Origin of the sequence: Actinoallomurus vinaceus, from assembly GCF_039542055.1 — a bacterium.
Classification (GTDB): Bacteria; Actinomycetota; Actinomycetes; order Streptosporangiales; family Streptosporangiaceae; genus Actinoallomurus; species Actinoallomurus vinaceus.
Genome location: NZ_BAABHK010000003.1, coordinates 263,511 through 282,848, shown reverse-complemented (window position 1 = coordinate 282,848; position 19,338 = coordinate 263,511). Strand labels below are relative to the sequence as shown.

The following is a 19,338-nucleotide window of genomic DNA, read 5'->3' as shown; positions in this document are numbered from 1 at the left end:
CCCCCGGTCATGGCACGCATCGTCTTCGTCGGCGCGGGCAGCGTCGAGTTCACCAAGAACATCCTGTCCGACATCCTCACGCTGCCGGGTCTCGGCGACTCGACCCTCGTCCTCACCGACATCGACCCCGAGCGGCTGGCCACCGCCGAGGCCATGGCGAACTGGATGGTGCACCACCTCGGCCTGCCCGCCAAGGTGGAGGCGCACGCGGACCGGCGGCGCGCGGTCGACGGCGCCGACTACGTGATCAACGAGATCGCGGTCGGCGGGTTCGCCGCCACCAAGATCGACTTTGAGGTGCCCGCGCGGTACGGGCTGCGGCAGACGATCGCCGACACCCTCGGGATCGGCGGGATCTTCCGCGCGCTGCGCACGATCCCGGTGATGGTCGGGCTCGGCAACGACCTGGCCGAACTCGCCCCGCACGCCCTCCTGCTCAACTACACCAACCCGATGTCGATGATCCCGAAGGCGGTGTACGAGGGCACGCCGTTCCGCAACGTCGTCGGGGTCTGCCACTCGGTGCGCGACACCCAGGCCCGGCTCGCCTCGCTCGTCGGCGTGCCGGCCGAGGAGGTCGGGTTCGTCACCGCCGGCGTCAACCACCAGGCGTTCGTGCTGCGGTTCAGCAAGGACGGGGAGGACCTGTACCCGCGGCTCGCCGAGGTCATCGACGCCGACCCCGCGCTGCGGCGCACCGTACGCGCCGAGGTCTTCAAGCGGTTCGGGTACTTCCCGACCGAGTCGAGCGTGCACGGCTCGGAGTACCTGCCGTGGTTCCTCCGCCACGACGACCAGGTCGAGCACTTCGGCATCCAGGTCGGGGCGTACCTCGAATGGTCGCGGGAGAACCTCGACAGCTACCACGAGACCGTACGGCGGCTGGAGGCCGGCGAGGGCGTGGAGATCGAACCGGCCTCCGAGCTCGCCTCGGAGATCATCCACTCGATCGAGACCGGCGCCCGGCGCGTCGTACACGGCAACGTCCGCAACGGCGGGCTGATCACCAACCTGCCCGAGGACGCCTGCGTGGAGGTGCCCTGCCTCGTCGACCGGTCCGGGGTGTCGCCGACCAGGATCGGCGACCTGCCGCCGCAGCTCGCCGCGCTGAACCGGACCTTCCTGGGCGTCGGTGAGCTGACCGTACGGGCGGCGCTGGAGGGGCGCCGCGACCACGTCTACCACGCCGCGATGCTCGACCCGAACACCGCGGCGACGCTGCCCCTCGCGCGGATCCACGACCTCGTCGACGACATGATCGAGGCGCACGGCGACGCGCTGCCGGCCGGCATCCGGCGGTAGCGGCGAGACGATGCCCCGGCCCGCCCTCACGGCGGGCCGGGGCATCGGCCGTCAGCCCTTGACCGCGCCGGCCAGCGCCTGCACGAAGCGCCGCTGACCGATGATGAACACGATCAGCACCGGCACGGTGGTGAGCACGGTGCCGGCCATGATCTGCGGCCAGTCCGCCTGGTGCGCGCCCTGGAAGGTGGTCAGGCCGACCTGCACCGTGTACCTCTCCTTCGACGTGATGGCGATGAGCGGCCAGAACAGGTCGTTCCAGGCGTAGATGAAGGTGATCACGGCGAGGGCGGCCAGCGCGGGGCGGGCCACCGGCAGCACGACCCGGAAGTACACGCCGAACCGCGAGCAGCCGTCGATCCGGGCCGCCTCTTCCAGCTCCCGGGGGAAGTTCTGGAAGAACGAGGTCATCAGGTAGACCCCGAGCGCCGACGCGAGCTGCGGGACGATGAGCGCGCCGAGCGTGTTGATCAAGTGGATCTCGTGGAAGATCAGGAAGGTCGGGATGACGGTGAGCTGGAACGGGATGAGCGTGGTCGAGATGACCAGCGCCAGCGCGACCCTCCGCCCCGCGAACCGCATCCGGGCGAAGGCGTACCCGGCCATGCCGCACAGCACGACCTGGGAGACCACGATGACCCCCGACACGATGAGGCTGTTGAGGAACCAGCGCGGGAACTGCGAACTCGACAGCAGCTCGCGGTAACCGGTGAGGTCGATCCTCCCGGGCACCAGCGGTGGCGGGAAGCGGTTCAGCTCGGCCCTGGTCATCACCGAGCTGACCAGCATGAGCAGGAAGGGCGCGACCATCAGCAGGGACAGGGGGGCGAGCACGAGGTGCCGCGCGCTCGGCCTGCGGCGTCGTCTCGCGGGGAGCGTGGAGGTGGTCACGACAGGAACCCCTTCCGGCGGCCGAAGGCCAGGCCGACGACGATCGCGAGCAGGCTCCCGGCGAACAGCACGTACGCGACGGCGGCGCCGTATCCCGCGGTGAAGTACTGGAACGCCAGCTGCCAGACGTAGTAGACGATCGTGATCGTCGAGTTGAGCGGGCCGCCCTTGGTCGTGGTCAGGATCAGGTCGAAGAACTGAAGGCTGTCGATCAGAGCCCAGACCGTGAGGAACAGCGAGATCGAACGGACCGAGGGAACGATGATGTGCCGGAAGGTCGCCCACCGGCCCGCCCCGTCGATCGCCGCGGCCTCGAGCACCTCGGCGGGCAGTTCCTGCAGCGCGGCCAGGTAGATGACCACGTTGAAGCCGAACTGGGTCCACACGAAGATGCCGGCGATCACGTACATCGCCTGGGCGGGGCTGTCCAGGAACCCCTGGGCGGGCAGGCCGACGCGGGTCAGCAGACCGTTGACCGCCCCGAAGTCCTTGTCCAGCACGAAGCTCATCAGCAGGCCCTCGGCCGCCGCGGAGGCCACGAACGGGACCAGGAAGCAGGAGCGGTAGAACGCGCTTCCCCTGATCGGCTTGTTCAGCAGCAGCGCCACGAGCAGCCCGAGCACCAGCGAGACCGGGATGTAGATCGCGATGAGCGTCAGGGTGTTGCGGATCGACTGCCAGAACACCTCGTCGCCGGCGAGCGCGCGGTAGTTGGCCAGGCCGACCGAATGACCGGACGTCACCAGGTCGGAGTCGGTGAAGGACAGCCGCAGCGCCCAGGCCATCGGCAGCAGCGAGAAGCCGAGCACCAGCAGCGTCGACGGCCCGGCGAACGCCCAACCGGCAAGGTGGTCGCCGAGCCGGTTGCGCGAGCGCCTTCGGCGCCGCGCGGGCTCGCGCCCGTGGGCCTGAAGACGGCCGTTCGTGTCGCTGGTCACCGCCGGTGCGCTCATGCGCCCGGCACCCGGAGGAGGGCGTCGGACTTGCGGGCCGCGTCGTCCAGGGCGGTCTTGGGATCGGACCTGCCGAGCAGGACCGACGTGATCGCGCCGGCCACGTAGGCGGAGACGCGCGGGTACCTGGTCGACGCCGGACGGACCTGCCGGGCATTGGCCAGGTTGGCGGTGACCACATCGACGCCGGGGTACTTCCGCAGGTACGCCTGGTATCCGGGGAGCTTGGCGATCGACTGCCGGGTCGGCAGCGCGCCGGTGTCGTTCATCCAGACCAGTTGCTGTTCGGGTGCGGTCAGCCAGGTCAGGAACTCCGTCGCGGCCTTGACCCGCCGGGACCCGTGATCCAGGACGGCCCAGTCGTCGGGGCCGGAGATCGTCTGATGGTCGCCGTTCGTGCCGGGCAACGGGGCGATGCCATAGTCGATCTTCGCGGCCTGGACGTCGGGGAGCACCCACGGGCCCGCCAGGAACAGGCCGAGCCGGCCCGACTCGAACAGCTTCTGTCCCTTCTCTGCCGGGCTCGAGTCGATGTACACCGACTTGTCCTGAACGGCCATCTGCTGCAGCAGCGTGAGACCCTGAACGCCGGCCGGGCTGTCGAAGGCGGTGCGTTTCATGTCGGGGGACAGGATCTGACCGCCGTTCTGCCAGACCAGCGGCCAGTAGGTCCAGGTGGTCTCCTCGCCACCGCTGACCGCCCAGGTCGTGCCGTACGTCTGCGTCGCGGCGTCGGTGAGCCTGTGCGCCATGGTCCGGAAGTCGTCCCACGTCCAGTCGGGTCCGGGTGGTCGCAGCCCGGCCTTGGCGAGCAGCTTCTTGTTGTACAGGACGGCCAGGTCGTCGACGTTGGCCGGGAATCCGATCACCTTGTGGCCGACCGTGGCGACCTGCCGGGTGTTCGGCCAGAAGTCGTTCCAGCCGATCTTCGGGTCGCGGACGACCTTGCTCAGGTCGGCGGCCTTCGGACTGTGCGCGACATTGGGCGCCCAGGAGCCGTAGAGGTATGCGATGTCCGGGTACGTGCCCGCGGCCAGGGCGGCGGTGACCTTCGGCAACATGGCGTCGGCGGTGGCGCCCCCGGAGTCCGTCCTGACCTTGATGTTCGGGTGCGTGCTGTTGAACTTGGCGACCAGCCCCTCGATCGACTTGGCCGCGATGTCGGCCTGCCCGTGCCAGATCGTGATCTCGACGGGACCGGAGGACTCGGTGCGGCCGCCTGACGAACAGGCGGCCGCACCGACGAGCAGCAGGGCGAGTATCGGCGCGATTCTCTTCATGGGGGTCCCTTCGCCGACGCCTCCGCGATCCGCAGCACCGGCCGCTCCCCGGGCTCGACAGGTTTCCGCGATGCGGAATGCTATTCCATAGTGCTCGCAAAGCTACAGCCGTGCGCCCGGAGGGTCAAGATTTCCGCTGGTCCTTGACTGATGGTCTGCACCGAGCCGACACCGGACCCTGAGCGGCGACGGTGCCCGCCGACTACGGCCGGGGGCGCGGCCAATGGGATCGTGGCGGGCCGCGTGTACCGGCTTCACCGGACGGCCGTACCGAACGCTCGGCGATCGCCGTCGGATAACGGGATGAGCGCCTCGATCCGAGGTCTCCTGCAGACTTTCACCGAGCATTCCGGTCCGCCTGCCCGGTGCCCGGCGCGGCCGGGCGGCTCCGAAGCCTTCGCCGTCCGTGGCCATCGCGCAGGTCCCCGCCCTGACGGGGGACCTGCGCGCCAGGATTCGATTCAGTAGCTCAGCTTGCCCTTGATCGTGCCGCCATATCCCTGGCCCAGCTCAATCTGGAAGCATGTGCCCTTCTTGATCGTCTTGGTGGTGAGACGATAATTCCCGCCGACCTTCAGGTTGTACTTCCAGCTGCCGAGCGGCGTGCGGGCGGCGTTGCACTTGACCACCCGAACGTAGGCGTTGCCGCCGGGCTTCTGCTTCTTGAGGTACGTGACGCGAAGCCAAATGTTCTTGGGGCTGGTGGTCTTGTGATACTCGCGGCTGAAGCCGTAGTAGTCACCAGAGAAGAAATCGTAGAAGTTCGATGTCGTGGCGCTTGCCGGAAGCGCGGTTCCCACGGTGAGTGCCGTCGCGGCGACGGCTCCCGCCGTCAGCGTGCGCAGCATCCTGCCTCGAGTGGTCATGGGCTCTGCCTCTCTTGTTTCCGGGGGATCGGGGGCAAGAGATCCCGGAGCGCCATGCTGGCCGTCCCTCTCGATGCGTCGCTAGATCCGCAAGTCCCGTCGCACGCCGCGTCCCTGGGCCCTACGACCCAACCCGCGGCGGGCACGGACGTCCCGCTCTCGGCGCCCGGCGAGGACCGGATCAGGCGACCACCGCGCCGTCGACGACGACCTCGATCGCCGAGGACGGACCGCCGGGGCGTCCGCGGACGCCCCGGTGGACTCACGCCCGCTGCGGGAGCGGCGCGTCAAGGAACGGGACCACGGCGGCCGGTAGCGCCGGGGACGTGGAGATGTCGTAGTGGGTGGTGCCGGGTAGGATCGCGAGCCGTGCGGCGGGGCGACCTGAACCGTCCCAGCCGGCGTCGCGCAGGCCGCCGCCGAGCAGCGCGAAGAACTCCATGATGTGCGCGGGCCGTACGGAGTCCGCGTCGGCGAAGACCAACATGGTGGGCGCGGTGAGCGCCGCGACCTCCGCCGACCAGTCGAAGTCACGCTTCAAGGACTCACTCGTCTTGCCGATCAGGGTCGGCCAGTCCTCCACCCGCGGTGCGAGGCGGGCGTACAGCTCGTAGACGGGGGACTGCTTCATCGGCTCCGCCAGGTGCGGGCCCATCTGGTCCATCGTCGCCCTGACCTCCGGGAACCACCCGTCTCGCTTGCAGGGAATGGAGACCAGGACCAGGCGGCGTACGGCCTCGGGGTGTTGGATCGCCGTGCGCAGGGCGACCTTGGCGCCGAGGGAGTAACCCATCACGTCGGCGCTCGCCAGGCCCAGGTGGGCGATGAGCGCGGCGACGTCGTCGGCCATCGTCTCGGGGCGCAGCGGCCGGTCGACGTCGGCCGTACGACCGTGCGCCTGCAGGTCGACCGCGATGACGCGCCGGTGCTCGGCCAGCGCCGGAAGGGTCGGGCCGTACGCCTCTCCCGCGCCGAGGCCGCCGTGCAGCAGTACGAGCGGCTCCCCGGAGCCGTGCTCCTCGAAGTACAGCGACAGGCCGTTCACGTCGGCGTGGCTCATCACGTCACCCTCTCATCGGGTCCACGGCCGGTGCCGTCGCGCCGACCAGAACGTAGAACGACGGAGCGACGGGGGACTCATCGGTCGCCGGGAGCAGATTTTTTTCGGAGCGCGCTACGCCACGTCGTCGCCGATGCGATCCGCCGCATGCAGGGCCTCGCCGGAGATGAGGGCGGTCGAGCCCGGGGCCGTACAGGCGTAGGCGCCCGCCACCGCGCCCAGGCGCGCGCACTCCCGTACGTCCCGGCCGGCGAGCCTGCCGTACAGGAAACCGCAGACGAACGCGTCGCCCGCGCCGTTGGAGTCCACGATCGGTGCGGGCGGTACGGCGGCGGGGACGTGCTGCGGGGTGGGGCCGCCGTCCCGGGTGAGGAGGTAGGCGCCGTCCGCGCCGGCCGTCGCGACCACGGTCTCCGCGCGGCCCTCGCGCAGGATCTCCCGCATCAGCGCGGGGGTATGCTCGCCCGCGCCCGCGGCACTGAGAAAGACGAGGTCGGAGCGGAGGGCGAACTCCCGGTGGTGGTCGGCCAGCCCGTCCCAGTCGTGCAGGTCCGTGGAGACGGGGACGCCGAGCTCCTCGATGTCGTCGTACAGGAAGCGCGCGAAGTTCATGATGGACAGATGGACGTGGCGGGTCCGGCGCAGCCAGGGCAGATAGTGGTCCCTCGGCATCCGCAGGCCGGCCGGGTCGCGGCCGTCGTAGAAGGACATCCGGCGGCCGGCCGCGTCGACCAGGTTCACGGCGCGGCGAGTGCCGGCGGGGGAGATCAGCGGCGCGAACTCGACCTCGCCTTCGGCCAGCCGCTCGCGCACCTGCGCGCCGATCCAGTCGTCGCCGATGTAGTCGAGCAGCGCGACCGTCAGGCCGAGCGCCCCGGCGCCGAGGGCGACGTTCCCGCCGGTGTGGCCGGGCCATTCCCGGATCGGGCCGACAGAGACCGAGTCGGCGAGCGGGACCGGCAGCGAGCCGACACGGACGACGGTGTCCACGCCGCTGCCTCCGACCACCACGACGTCGTACGCCGCCTGCCGTGGGACCACCCGCTCCGCCTCTCCTCACTCCGGCTCTGCCTTGTCTCGGGGCAGAGCGTGCCTTCCCGTCCGCGATGCCGGCCCGGCCGGCCGCTAACTGGTCGGCTGGTCGCTGTCCCGGAAGGTGCCCCAGCCGTGCCAGACGTCGATCTCGATCCAGGCGCTGATCCGGCGGCGCTCCCGCTGAGGGTACGGCCGGCCCGTGTAGTGCCGCGACAGCCGGTCGATGTCGGCCAGGCCCTCGTCGTCCCGCATCTCGGCGACGTGTCCGATCAGGGTGACGTGGGAGTACCAGTCATCGCCGTCGAGGACCGTCAGCGTGACCCTGGAGTCGTTACGCAGGTGGTCGAGCCGCTTGCGGCTCTCGTCCATGTTGATCAGCACCCGGCCGTCGTCCCAGAGATACCAGGTGGCCGTGGACACCGGCTGTCCGTCGGATCGGAGGGTGGCGATGACGGCGGGATTGGGCCTGCTCAGCATGGCGACTTCGGCCTCAGGGAGCGGCGGCTTCGACATGAGTCCTCCTGGTGTGCGCATGGCGATGGATCACGCCGGGGTGATCCCGGGACGGGTATCCACGCTGCCACACCCCCGGGAGAGGCTTCCGCACCGCCCCGTGTCATGCGCGGACTCGGTGGGTGGGTCTCAGCGGCGGGCGGTGACGTTGGTCGGCAGGGTGGCGAAGCCGCGGTTGTTGGTGGAGTGGATCCGCCGCAGGCCGTCGGTGTCGATGTCGTAGTCGGCGACGACCTTGACGATCTCCTCCAGGGCGATCCGGGTCTCGAGGCGGCCTAGGTTGGCGCCCAGGCAGTGGTGGCGGCCGCTGCCGAAGGCCAGCGACGAGCCGGTGTCCCGGTCCAGGTCGAAGCGGTCCGGGTCGGGGAAGACGCGTGGGTCGCGGTTGGCCGAGCCGATGAGCAGCAGGACCCGGGACTGCGCCGGGAGGGTCGTCCCGTGCAGTTCCACCTCGGCGGTCGTCGTACGGGCGAGGGCCTGGGGCGGCGGGTCGTACCGCAGGGTCTCCTCGATCCAGTCCGCCACCCGGCCGTCGAAGGCCCTGGCGCGTTGATCCGGGTGCCGCCAGGCGGCGTACCAGGCGTTGCCGAGCGTCAGCATGGAGGTCTCGATGCCCGCGCCGACGAGCAGGATCGCCACACCGACGATCTCCTCGAGGGTCAGCCGGTCGTCCCCTTCGGCCGCGTCCAGGAGCCCGGACAGCAGATCGTCCCGGCGCCCGCGGGCGCGCTCCCTGGTCAGCTCGGCGTAGTAGCCGACCAGCGCGCCGATCGCCTGAAGCGCCTCGGGAGGCAGGTCGGTCGACTCCTCGTCGCGGTACATGATGGCGGCGCCCAGCCGGCGTACCTCACCGCGATCGGCCTCCGGGACGCCCACCAGCTCGGAGATCACGTCCGCGAGGAAGGGCCCGGCGAAGTCGGTCATGAGGTCGAACGGCTCGCCGTCCAGCAGTGGGTCGAGGTACGCGCGGGCGAGCTCCCGCAGCCGCGGCTCCAGTTCCTGGACGCGGCGATGGGTGAACGCCCGCGACACCAGGCCGCGCACGCGCGTGTGCCTGGGCGGGTCCATGGCGACGAACGAGAAGAACCGCTCGGCGTCCGGCCCCCAGAACGCCGGCTCGATGCGCAGGCCGTTGACGCTGGAGAACGTCGCGGAGTCGCGCAGCGCCGCCTGGACGTCGGCGTGCCGGGACAGTACCCAGACGTCGTCCGGCTCGTTGCGGAAGACCGGCGCCTCCTCGCGCAGCCGCGCATAGACCGGATAAGGGTCATTGTGAATGCCGAAATCGTACGGGCTGTAATTCAGATCCACCGCATGCCGTCCTCGTCGCCGCCATTCATTGAGGTGAGCATTTCGCGGATATGCGCGTGCCGCCACCGCGCGGACCGGGATCGCCGAGGATCGTCGGGGCCAAGGGACGACGATCCTCGGCCATATGCCCCCACCCCGGCGGAGGCGCGAAAAGCAGATGCGGTCGAAGGGCGTGGTCTTCCACAATCGTGAACATGGTGTCGTCACACTGGCCACTCTTCGATCTGCGGCTGAGCACGCCGCGGCTGCGGCTCCGGGTTCCGACCCTGGAGGATCTGGACGCGCTGGCCGACGTGGCGGTCGACGGCGTCCACGACCCGGACGTGCAGCCGTTCGCCATGCCGTGGACGGATGCCCCGCCGATCGAGCGGGCGCGCGGGACCTTGCAGTATCACTGGTCGCAGTGGGCGGCCTGGAAACCGTCGGCGTGGGTGCTCAACCTGGTGGTCGAGTTCGACGGCACGATCGTGGGGACCCAGGGGATGACCGGGAAGGACTTCGCGGTCCTGCGCGAGGTGTCGACGGGGTCGTGGCTGGGACGGCGATATCAGGGGCAGGGGATCGGCACCGAGATGCGCGCCGCGGTGCTGCATCTGGCGTTCGCCGGGTTGGGCGCGGAACACGCCGTCTCCGCCGCCTTCGCCGACAACGCGGCCTCCTTCGCGGTCTCCCGCAAGCTCGGCTACGAGGACAACGGGATCGATCGCTACGTCGTGCGCGGGCGCCCCGTGGTGTGCCGCCGGTTGCGTCTCGATTGCGCTCGCTGGCAGGCCCGGCGGACCGTGCCCGTCACGGTCGACGGTCTGGCCCCGTGCCTGCCCCTGTTCGGCCTGGACGACGCCGACGCGTCTTGATCGGCTCATCCCGGGACCGTTCCACGCCGGTGACGCGGAGGCGAGATCCGATGTGGAATGCCGATTGAGGGCGGCTGCAAAGGTTGATTTCGGTCGCTTCTGGGGGGCGGCGCGAATCTGTTTTTAGTCGTCTTTGCGGGTATTTGTCAGTGTTTCTCCGGATGGTTTGTTCGCTGGTACGCGCTGAGTCTTGGACCCTCAATCCAATGTCCTGAGGAGGGCGCGTGGAACAGATCGTTCCGGCGGCGACCGCGGTGATCGGTCAAGATCTTCCGGAGCCGACCAGCTACCGCGGACAGCACATCATTTCGCTGCCGGTGGACTCCGATGCCTGGCTGACCTTCCCCGGGATCAGTTACTGGCTGGATCCGGTCGTCGAACCCGGACTGGAGGGAATGTGCAAGATCTACCTGCTCGCCGATGAGGGATTCGACCTCACCTGCGCCGCTTACGACGAGTCCGGCACGCGACTTCCACTCGGGGTCGTGACGGCCGACAGCGGTCACGAGATCCTGGCGATCCAGCTCAAGGTGAACCAACAGGGCGGGGGTACGGCGGACCAGGTCCACGGCAACTCGCTCACGTTCCGCCTGAACTACCGCGGTAGCGGCAACGTCAAGGACGTGGTCGTCCCGATCGACTTCGGCCAGCCGGTCGTGCAGGCACTCGCCGGGCGCCACCTGTACTTCCGGTTGACCGACCAGCCACTGGCCTTCACCAGCCTGGCGGAACAGGACCGCCTGCGGCCGGAGCCCAAGACACCGCTGATCTATCTGCACGGCTACGAGGATCCCGATACCGGCGTCGAGACGATCGGAACACGGCTCCCGCCGATCGCGCTGACCCGCGAGCGGATCGCCGCGGCATGGCAGACCGCCAAGTCCACCGGCTACTTCGATCCGGTGATATTCCCCAACGTGGCGGGCAGCGAGGATCAGGCCGGCCGTGCAGGGGTGCTACAGGCGATCTCCGGCCTGGACGAGGCCACGGTGGTGCAGCAATTTCTCGCCGGCGCCCGCCTGGTCGTCAGCCGCGCTCCCACCGGTGAATACACCTACCGGTTCCTGGCCGCCCCTGAGCACTGCCGTCCCGGTCTCGTGCTGGTGGAGTACTACCGGCTGACGTCCTTCCCGGCCCGCTACGGCGCCGGCCGTACGATCAAGACCTTCTCGCTGCTCCCCGGTGAGGAGACGAGCATCCGGATCAGCACGTACAAGCGTTCGGCCGAGAGCATGCAGAACAGCGCCTCGATCCTGGACGCCACCAACAGTGAGACCCAGAACGAATTCGCCCGCACGGTCAACTCCGAGCAGTCCAACCAGTCGAACGTCGGCAAGAGCTTCGAATATCGCGCCGAGGCGGAGGCGGAGGGCCAGGCGAACTGGGGCTGGGGCAGCGCCAGCGCCAAGGTCAGCGGCGGCGTGTCCGGCAGTTCCAACAACGCTCGCGAGGAACTCACCAAGAACCTCACCAACGCCGTCAGCCAGAACACCGCCCGCGCATCCTCCCGCCGCGACGTGCAGATCGACACCAGCATGGACGTCAAACTGGAACAGGGCGAGGAAACGGCGGTCGAGCGGACGCTCGAGAACATCAACGTCAGCCGCACGCTCAACTTCGTCTTCCGGCAGATGAACCAGGAGTACGTCACCCTGTTGCATCTCGTGGATGTACGGGTGGCGTTCTTCAACGGGCACGCCGAATCCCGCGATGAGGTGCCCCTGACCGACCTGGACCGGCTGCTCGGTGACTGTATGCGGCCGGAGAGCATCGCCAAGGTGCGGGCCGGCATCGTCGAGGCGCTGCAGACGATCAATGACTACCGCGGCCAGGCCCAGCCGGGCTTCATCACGACGCTTCCGGCCGAGAAAGACCAGCCGGGCACCGTGCGGATCACGCCGGACTTCACCTCGTCCTACACCGGTCCCGACGGGCGTGAGCACATCGTCCCCGGCATCGTCGTCTCGGCCGATCAGTACGTACTGCGCACCGATGGCGTCACCGTCGACTCTTTCCTGGGCGACGGGAACGCGCTGGACGACTACTCCACCGGCCTCCAGGAACAGGCGGTACGGGCACGGCAGGTCGACAACGACCGGCAGCAGGCCGAAACGGAAAGGCTGCGGCTGGCCCTACGGCTGATCGATCAGGGTGACACCGCGGGCGCCGAGTTGTACCGCACGCTGTTCCCGACCCCGCAGGTCGTCAACCAGATCGACCACGCCGCGCTCACCGCCGTCGAATCCAACGGCCAGAAGCCGGCCCAGCCCCCCGCCACGGCGGGCTGACCGGGGCACGACCGTCATGGAGCCGTTTCGCGACGACAAATCCGCCGGTGAGGATCTGCCACTCGGCGACCAGAATGACATCACGCATGATAGAGCGATGGAGAAGGAAAACGCCGCCACCCCGACGGCGCCGGTGACCGCCAAGAAGAAAAAGAAGAAGAAGAAAAAGAAGAAAGGTGGCGCTGCTGAGGACTACGTACCAGTTCCGGCTGGCCCAAGAGCTTTGATCTACGATGCGTCGATCCCTCTAAAAGGGAAGAACATCCACAACTTCCGTGAAAGCATTCCCAACTGCAGATTCGCGCAGGAGGCCATTCGCGTCTACAGCATCGCCGATGCGGTCAAGAAGCTGCGAGAACGCGACACGCTGTTCGGCTGCGTGGCCTTCTGTGGACATGCGACCCACGGCCTCTTCGGAGTCGCCGGGAACACCGACCCTGCCACCGGGTTGCAGCGGGAGGAGTACGACCGCAGATACGACTTGAAGTACACACGGCTGCAAGACGTCTCCGGAGAGTTGCTGGAACTCCGCTATGCGCTGGACGATGACGCCGTCGTCGTGCTCTTCGGTTGCGACGTCGCCTCGGATACCGACAAAGAACAAGGGACGAAGCTGCTGACCAGGCTCAGCCTCCATCTGCCCGATGTGTGGGTGGCGGGCACGATAGAGGAAACCGCTCCGCTGTACGAGGTCGGGGACAAGCGGGTCGAAGTGCATTACGCCCGGAACGATCTGGATCTCGGAGCTGTGACCGCCGATGCGTTGCGGGTCGCGTTCAACGGGAAAGAGGAGACGGATCGGGATGCCTGGCCTGACGCGCTGACGCTCGGCACGGTCGCTTACTGGCCGGCAAAACCCTACTGATCTGTCCGCTGAGGGCGTACGCCCGCCGCTCCGCGGCCCGTACGCCCTCGATTTCGGCCGCCTGGCGTTCGTTAGGCGACGGCCTCGGTCAGACGGTCTTGATCACGCCGCCGTCCGCGAGGTAGTCGGCGCCGGTGAGGTTGCCGGCCTGTGGGGAGACGAGGAAGGTGACCAGCGCGGCCGTCTCCTCCGGCTCGGTGAGCCTGCCGGTGGTGATGCCCATCCGCTCGGGGACTCCGGCGAGGAACTCGTCCAGGGCCATCCCGGCCTCGCGGGCGAGTTCGCCGGCGTAGCCGTCCGGGTCGCCCCAGTTCTGTGTCCTGGTCGGTCCCGGGCTCACCGTCAGGGCGCGCAGCCCCTGCGGCCCGAACTCCTCGGCGAGGGCCTTGCTCAGGTTCGTCATCGCCGCCTTGGCGGTGCCGTAGTCGACCGGCTGGAACGCCGCCCGCGCCCCGATCGAGGAGATGTTCACGACCACTCCACGGCGCCTCAGCAGGCCCGGCAGTAGCGCCCGCGTCACCCGTACGGTGCTGAAGAGGTTGAGCTCGTACGTCCGCTGCCAGGCGTCGTCGGGGACGCCGAGGAAGCCTCCGGCCCGCATGCTCGCGTCGACCACGCCGCCGAGGTTGTTGACCAGGATGTCGGCCTCGCCGACCCGGGCCGCCAAGATCTCGGCGCCGTCCGGGGTGGCCAGGTCCACCGGTATCGCGGTCACGGCGTCGCCCAACCCGGCCAGCTCCGGGCCTGCCGTTCGGGCGGCGGCGATCACCCGGACGCCCTCGCCGACGAGCGACCGGACGATGGCCAGCCCGATGCCCTTGCTCGCGCCGGTGACGACGGCGACCTTCCCGTTCAGCTGCAGATCCATTAGCGCTCCATTCTTGAGTTACAGCTACAAAATTTGGGCATGATGAGACACTCGCCGAGCGGTGCCTCAGAGCGCGCGCAGCGCGGTCTCGGCCATCGTCGCGAGCCGCTTCGGGCTCGGGTCCGCCTTGGCCAGCACCCGGATGCCGTTGATCGTCGCGAGGAAGAAGGCGGCCAGGGCCGTCGCGTCGAGGTCCCGGTCGATCTCGCCGGCGCGCTGGCCCTCCTCGATCGTGCTGCGGAACGCCGCCTCCTGCCGATCGAAGATGCGGCACACCAGGTGGTGCACGATGTCGTCCTTGCCGGCGAACTCGACCGCGGCGTTGGCGGCCATGCATCCGCGCCGCTCCCGGTCATCGAGGGCGGCGGTGACGACCAGGTCGAGGGCGGCCCGCAGTCGTGCCCGCGGCGATCCCGGCCCGTCCAGGACCTCGATCAGCCGGACGGTCTCGCGCTCGTAATAGCGGCGCAGCGCCCGCTCGTACAGCGCGTGCTTGCTGGTGAACGCGTTGTACAGGCTGCCCTGGCCGATGCCCAGCGCCTCGCCGAGCCGCCGTGGAGTGGTGTTCGCGTAGCCGTTGGCCCAGAACACCTCCATCGCCGCGTCCACCGCTGCGTCAGGGTCGAATCCCTTGGTGCGTGCCACGTCGGCGACCGTACAGCAATCTGGAGCTGTGATTCAAATATCGGTCGTCAGCGGCGTTCGGGGGCGGCGGGGGTGAAGTCGTCGTGGCCCAGGACGCGCAGCAGGCTCAGGTGGTCGATGTTGGACGTGCCCGGCGGCGGTGTGAAGATGGTCAGCCGCTGGTCCTCGGCCGGGCTCAGCAGCATCTCGCACTCGAGCTCGATGGGCCCGATCGCCGGATGGTCGACGCGCACCCGGCTGGCGTGGCGCACCGCGACCTCGTGCAGCTCCCACAGGGCGGCGAACTCGGCGCTGACCTCGCGCAGCCGGGCGACCAGGCGGGTGGAGGCGGCGTCGTTGCCGCGCCGGGCGACGGAGGCCCGCAGGTCCGCGACGTTGGCGCGGCTGTTCTGCTCGCGCTCCTCCGGTGAGTAGATCCGCCGGATCGTCGGGTCGGTGAACCACCGCCAGACGAAGTTGCGGTCCTGCTCGCGGACCGAGCAGATGCAGCCGAGGAGCGCCTCGGCCATGGTGTTGCGGGCGAGGAGGTCACCGAGGTCGTTGGTGATGTGCGCCGGGGCCTCCTTGAGCTGGTCGAGCAGGTACAGCAGGCTCGGCCGTACGTGGTCGCCCGCCAGCCGGCCTGCGGGCGGCCGGTGCCCCGCCAGCAGGTAGAGGTGGTCGCGCTCGTCGTCGGTCAGGCGCAGCGCGTGGGCCAGCGAGCTGAGGATCTGCGGCGAGGGCTGGGGGCTTCTGGCCTGCTCGAGGCGCATGTAGTAGTCGGCGGACATCCCGGCGAGCTGGGAGACCTCCTCGCGCCGCAGCCCGGGTGTACGGCGGCGCGGTCCGGCCGGCAGGCCGACCTCCTGGGGGCGCAGTCGCTCCCTGGAGCGACGGAGGAAATCGGCGAGCTCGCGGCGGTCCATCTGCATAGCGCCATCATCGCCGAGGTTGTCCACGGCTCCGGATGCTCAGCCAGGGATCCGCGATCCTAGTGCCGCATCAACCTTCGTTGGTCGTGTTTGACCATCATTGGTTGATCCTCGCAAGGCGAGCGACTCCCCACTGGGTGGTGGGGCGGGCCGCGGCCGGCCAATGGGCCCGTTGACGGTGCCGTGATGGGGGCGTCGTCTGGGGTCACGCCGGGCTGGTCCGGTACCGGGGAGGTGCCGTCCGGCTCGACGGTGCGTGATCACCACCGGAAACTTGGTCTTGGTGGTGATGGGTCCGCCCGGTCCACGCCGGGCGATGTTGGCGCCGCCGACCAAGTCGCGGTGCCCGCTGAAACCACAATGCAAACAGGTGAAGATCCGGCCGGTGGGTTTGGGAACCCGCCGCTCGCAGGCCGGGCAGGTCGAAGACGTGCCACGCTCATCGACCAGCACGACGCGGATCCCGGCCTGTTCGGCCTTGTCCTTCAAACAGCGGATTAGATACCCGACCCGCCAGTCCCGGACGCGCTGGTTGTGGCGCCGCCCGGCCTTGAGGTCCAGCACACCGCGCGGGTCACCGACCACCAACGTCCCGACCCGGCGCTGCACCGCCCAGCCGATCACGGTCTTGGCGGCCTCATGCTGCGCCTGCCTCACCCGCCGCTTGTGCCGGGCCTCGAGTTTCCGCTGGCGAGCCCGATACTTCCGCCACCGCCGCGACCCCGCCTGCCCCGGCTTAGGGCCCCGTGCGGCCATCTTGCGGCGGCGGTATTTGGTGTCTTTGAGGTGCAGGTGGCTCTCGGCGCGGATCGCCCGTCCCGACACCACCAGGCCCTCCCCACCCGGTCCAGCCACCGCGAACGGATGGATCACCCCCGGATCCACCCCAGCCACGCGACCCGGATCCGGCCCACACCCCCGCTCATAGGTAGCGACCGGGACCTCGGCGGTCACCTCCATGAACAACCGGCGACCCTCGTTGAGCAAAGTGACCGACCGGACCTGCTCCACCGGGTAGGGCACAGGGCGATCCAGCCGGACCCACAGCGGCGGGCACCCTCGTGCGGTCGCCAGCCGAAGTCGCTGACCGTCGAAAGCGAAATAGCGATAGCGGAACCGCACCGGGAGCAGGCGACGCTTACGGCGCGGGTACCGCGCGGTGGCATCACCGCTCTGGCGGCGCTTGGCGGTGGCGAACCACGCCTCGCTGTAGCGGCGCAGCACGCCTTCGGCACAGGTGGAGTTCAACTCCCCGAACGCTCCAGGCCCAGCCTTGTGGAGTTCCCGGCACAGTTGCTGGAAGTTCGTGATCGCATGCAGGCCGCGCTGGCGCCGCCACCGGTTCATATCCAGCGCACAAGCCCACACGTCCCCGGCTGCCACGAGCAATCCGAAGCACCGCCGCCGCTGGGCGGGCGTGAGGCGCAGGCCGACCCGGGCGGTGCGCATCACCACCCGGTGAGCATCCGGATCAACACGTCGAGGCACGAGATGATTACAACAAGTGCCTACGACAAAACAGCGCCACCAGCCATCCGTGGGTGACCTGATCACCGAAGAGCCTGATCGTCGAGGCCGATCGGGCAAACAAGGACACGGAATCCTAGGAAGAACCGTCCGCTCGTCCCGGCCGTGAACGCTTGGCAGCCTGGTCGGTGTCCGGCCTCCACCGGCCGGAGAAGCCAAGATCAGGGAGATTGCGATGCCGAAAGCAGTCAGGTTCGAGGAGTACGGCGGGATCGATGTTCTCCAGGTGGTCGATGTGGACCAGCCACTTCCCGGGCCCGGAGAGGTCCTCGTACGGGTGAAGGCCGCGGCGATCAACCCGGGTGAGGCGATGATCCGGAAGGGGGCGCTGCACGAGCGGTGGCCGGCGACGTTCCCCTCGGGCCAGGGCAGCGACCTGGCCGGGGTCGTCGAGGAGGCCGGCGAGGGCGTCACGGGGTTCGCGGCCGGTGACGAGGTGATCGGCTTCACCGACGACCGGGCGAGCCACGCGGAGTTCGTGCTCGTCGAGGCCGAGAACCTCATCCACCGGCCGGCGGGCGTCCCCTGGGACCAGGCCGGGGCGCTGTTCGTCGCGGGGACCACGGCGTACGCGGCGGTACGCGCCGTCGCGGCGGGACCCGGCGACACGGTCGTGATCTCCGGCGCCGCCGGGGGGGTGGGGACGCTCGCGGTCCAGCTCGCCCGCAACGCGGGGGCCCGGGTGATCGGCCTGGCGAGCGAGGCCAACCACGCATGGCTCGCGGACAACGGGGCGATCCCGGTCGCGTACGGCGACGGCGTCGCCGACCGGATCAGGGCCGCCGCCGCACCCGACGGGAAGGTCGACGCATTCATCGACACCTTCGGTTCCGGCTACGTCGATCTCGCGATCGACCTGGGAGTGGCTCCCGAGCGGATCGACACCATCATCGACTGGGCGGCCGCCGAGAAGCACGGGGCCAAGATCGAGGGGAACGCGGCCGCGGCGAGTGCGGACGTACTCGCCGAGCTGGCCGCGCTGATCGACAAGGGGCAGCTGGAGATCCCGGTCGCCCGCGCCTACCCCCTCGACCAGGTCCAGGACGCCTACCGCGAGCTGGAGCAGCGCCACACCCGGGGCAAGATCGTCCTCAAGCCGTGAGGTGCCGAGCGAGGCCGTGCGCGCCACGACCGCCGCGCACGGCCTGATCGGCCAGGCTCAGACCCGGCCGTCGCGGGCGGCCGAGGCACCGTGGAAGCCGGGCACCGCCGGTGCGGCTTCAGGGAGGTGGATAGGGCGTGGTCTGGAAGCGCGCACGGAACTCGGTGAGGAGTTCGTCGGTGACCTCCGCGCCGGCCTGCACCTCCGCGTGCACCTGCCGGAAGTAGTCCTCGTATCCCGCCGGTGTGTACAGGCACAGGCCGCGCACCGGCACGTCACCGGCGTTACGGAAGCCGTGCGGGGTCCCGCGTACGGCGGCCAGCAGATGCCCGGGCCCTGCGGTGATCTCACCGTCGCCGTTGTGCAGCGTCAGTTCGCCGTCGAGGACGTAGAAGTACTCGTCGTGGCCGTGGTGGACATGCGGCCGTGCGCCCAGCACGCCGGGGCCCAGCGTGAACTCCTCGAAGGCGAACCGGCCTCCGGTATGCGTCCCGGTGAGCCGGAAGAGATGGTCGACGCCGGCCACCTCGATGAGTTCGCCTTCACCCGGCGTGCGCAGGAGCGGACGGCCCTTCGCGGAATCGGTCATGATCGCATCCTGCCCGATCACCGGGCCGGCCGCCTCTACAGGCCGTAGCCGAGTTCCTCGGCGGCGACGGACCACACCTGGTTCTCGTCCCGTACCGCGTGCGGGTCGATCTCGGCGAACGCGGCGAGGGTACGGGCGGCGATCGCCTCCAGTTCCTCGTCGTCGTCCTCGGCCCTCTTCGCCTCGCGGCGAGCCTTACGGAACACCTCGGCACAGGCGACCAGCAGCGCCGCCGACCGGTTGACCGGCCGCGGTCCCTCGTCCGCGCCGACGATCAGGACCTCGCCGCCGTCCCGGTCGACGCCGAGCAGCGAGATCCCGGAATCCTCGCAGACCACGGCCACCGTCCTGCCGTCGAGGAGGTGGTCGGGGAACGGCGGCTTCCGCCACCGTCCCTCGACCGGGATCTTCGCGTAGGTGATCGGGCGCAGCGGGGTGAGGGCCCGCTCGATCGCGTCGTCGGATTCCACGAGCGAAG

At 69.4% G+C, this 19,338-nt stretch carries 19 protein-coding genes; 5 read left to right on the top strand and 14 right to left on the bottom strand.

What is annotated here, in order from left to right; all coding sequences use genetic code 11:
- Positions 1–9 precede the first annotated feature (9 nt).
- Positions 10–1,302, top strand: coding sequence for an alpha-glucosidase/alpha-galactosidase (gene melA / locus ABEA24_RS12380; protein WP_345430889.1), 1,293 nt, complete (start codon positions 10–12; stop codon positions 1,300–1,302).
- 51 nt (positions 1,303–1,353) lie between these two features.
- Here melA and ABEA24_RS12375 read toward each other — a convergent pair whose 3' ends face one another.
- The 8 genes from ABEA24_RS12375 to ABEA24_RS12340 form a co-directional block, all read right to left on the bottom strand.
- Positions 1,354–2,193: a carbohydrate ABC transporter permease gene (locus tag ABEA24_RS12375; RefSeq protein WP_345430888.1), complete on the bottom strand. Its 840-nt coding sequence runs from the start codon at positions 2,191–2,193 to the stop codon at positions 1,354–1,356.
- Positions 2,190–3,146 carry a carbohydrate ABC transporter permease gene (locus ABEA24_RS12370; RefSeq protein WP_345430887.1) on the bottom strand — a complete coding sequence of 319 codons (957 nt, stop codon included), beginning with the start codon at positions 3,144–3,146 and terminating at the stop codon, positions 2,190–2,192. Before ABEA24_RS12370 ends, ABEA24_RS12375 begins: the two co-directional genes overlap by 4 nt.
- Entirely contained in the window at positions 3,143–4,426 is a 1,284-nt protein-coding gene (locus tag ABEA24_RS12365) for an ABC transporter substrate-binding protein (protein WP_345430886.1), read from the bottom strand. The genes ABEA24_RS12370 and ABEA24_RS12365 overlap by 4 nt, the downstream gene beginning before the upstream one ends.
- Positions 4,427–4,887: 461 nt before the next feature.
- Complete coding sequence (locus tag ABEA24_RS12360) at positions 4,888–5,274, bottom strand: hypothetical protein (RefSeq protein ID WP_345430885.1); 387 nt, start codon at positions 5,272–5,274, stop codon at positions 4,888–4,890.
- A gap of 280 nt (positions 5,275–5,554) precedes the next feature.
- The gene (locus ABEA24_RS12355) at positions 5,555–6,352 is read right to left on the bottom strand and encodes an alpha/beta fold hydrolase (protein WP_345430884.1); all 798 of its coding nucleotides are present in this window, start codon (positions 6,350–6,352) and stop codon (positions 5,555–5,557) included.
- Positions 6,353–6,466: 114 nt separating this feature from the next.
- A complete protein-coding gene (locus ABEA24_RS12350; protein ID WP_345430883.1) occupies positions 6,467–7,393 on the bottom strand; it encodes a carbohydrate kinase family protein in 927 nt (308 codons plus the stop codon).
- 84 nt (positions 7,394–7,477) lie between these two features.
- Positions 7,478–7,900 carry a PPOX class F420-dependent oxidoreductase gene (locus ABEA24_RS12345; RefSeq protein ID WP_345430882.1) on the bottom strand — a complete coding sequence of 141 codons (423 nt, stop codon included), beginning with the start codon at positions 7,898–7,900 and terminating at the stop codon, positions 7,478–7,480.
- Between the two features lie 129 nt (positions 7,901–8,029).
- Positions 8,030–9,211: a cytochrome P450 gene (locus ABEA24_RS12340; protein ID WP_345430881.1), complete on the bottom strand. Its 1,182-nt coding sequence runs from the start codon at positions 9,209–9,211 to the stop codon at positions 8,030–8,032.
- Positions 9,212–9,405: 194 nt separating this feature from the next.
- Between ABEA24_RS12340 and ABEA24_RS12335 the strand changes: the two genes are divergently transcribed.
- The 3 genes from ABEA24_RS12335 (at position 9,406) to ABEA24_RS12325 (ending at position 13,218) form a co-directional block, all read left to right on the top strand.
- Positions 9,406–10,065 (top strand): GNAT family N-acetyltransferase, encoded by a 660-nt coding sequence (locus tag ABEA24_RS12335; protein ID WP_345430880.1) that lies wholly within the window; start codon positions 9,406–9,408, stop codon positions 10,063–10,065.
- Between the two features lie 224 nt (positions 10,066–10,289).
- Complete coding sequence (locus tag ABEA24_RS12330; RefSeq protein WP_345430879.1) at positions 10,290–12,353, top strand: hypothetical protein; 2,064 nt, start codon at positions 10,290–10,292, stop codon at positions 12,351–12,353.
- Between the two features lie 97 nt (positions 12,354–12,450).
- On the top strand, positions 12,451–13,218 hold the full coding sequence (locus ABEA24_RS12325) for a hypothetical protein (RefSeq protein WP_345430878.1): 768 nt from the start codon (positions 12,451–12,453) through the stop codon (positions 13,216–13,218).
- Positions 13,219–13,306: 88 nt separating this feature from the next.
- Here ABEA24_RS12325 and ABEA24_RS12320 read toward each other — a convergent pair whose 3' ends face one another.
- The 4 genes from ABEA24_RS12320 to ABEA24_RS12305 all read right to left on the bottom strand — a co-directional run bounded on the left by ABEA24_RS12320 (position 13,307) and on the right by ABEA24_RS12305 (position 17,091).
- On the bottom strand, positions 13,307–14,086 hold the full coding sequence (locus ABEA24_RS12320) for an SDR family oxidoreductase (protein WP_345430877.1): 780 nt from the start codon (positions 14,084–14,086) through the stop codon (positions 13,307–13,309).
- 66 nt (positions 14,087–14,152) lie between these two features.
- Positions 14,153–14,731 carry a TetR/AcrR family transcriptional regulator gene (locus ABEA24_RS12315; RefSeq protein ID WP_345430876.1) on the bottom strand — a complete coding sequence of 193 codons (579 nt, stop codon included), beginning with the start codon at positions 14,729–14,731 and terminating at the stop codon, positions 14,153–14,155.
- A gap of 47 nt (positions 14,732–14,778) precedes the next feature.
- Positions 14,779–15,642, bottom strand: coding sequence for a helix-turn-helix transcriptional regulator (locus ABEA24_RS12310; protein WP_345430875.1), 864 nt, complete (start codon positions 15,640–15,642; stop codon positions 14,779–14,781).
- Between the two features lie 39 nt (positions 15,643–15,681).
- Positions 15,682–17,091: an RNA-guided endonuclease InsQ/TnpB family protein gene (locus ABEA24_RS12305; RefSeq protein WP_345431428.1), complete on the bottom strand. Its 1,410-nt coding sequence runs from the start codon at positions 17,089–17,091 to the stop codon at positions 15,682–15,684.
- Positions 17,092–17,344: 253 nt separating this feature from the next.
- On the opposite strand from ABEA24_RS12305, the gene ABEA24_RS12300 reads away from it, so the two are divergent.
- Positions 17,345–18,271: an NADP-dependent oxidoreductase gene (locus ABEA24_RS12300; RefSeq protein ID WP_345430874.1), complete on the top strand. Its 927-nt coding sequence runs from the start codon at positions 17,345–17,347 to the stop codon at positions 18,269–18,271.
- 118 nt (positions 18,272–18,389) lie between these two features.
- Here the strand turns inward: ABEA24_RS12300 and ABEA24_RS12295 are convergent, their stop codons facing one another.
- Together ABEA24_RS12295 and ABEA24_RS12290 are read right to left on the bottom strand one after the other, a co-directional pair.
- A complete protein-coding gene (locus tag ABEA24_RS12295) occupies positions 18,390–18,860 on the bottom strand; it encodes a cupin domain-containing protein (protein ID WP_345430873.1) in 471 nt (156 codons plus the stop codon).
- Positions 18,861–18,895: 35 nt separating this feature from the next.
- Positions 18,896–19,330 carry an SUKH-4 family immunity protein gene (locus ABEA24_RS12290; RefSeq protein WP_345430872.1) on the bottom strand — a complete coding sequence of 145 codons (435 nt, stop codon included), beginning with the start codon at positions 19,328–19,330 and terminating at the stop codon, positions 18,896–18,898.
- Between the last annotated feature and the right edge of the window lie 8 nt (positions 19,331–19,338).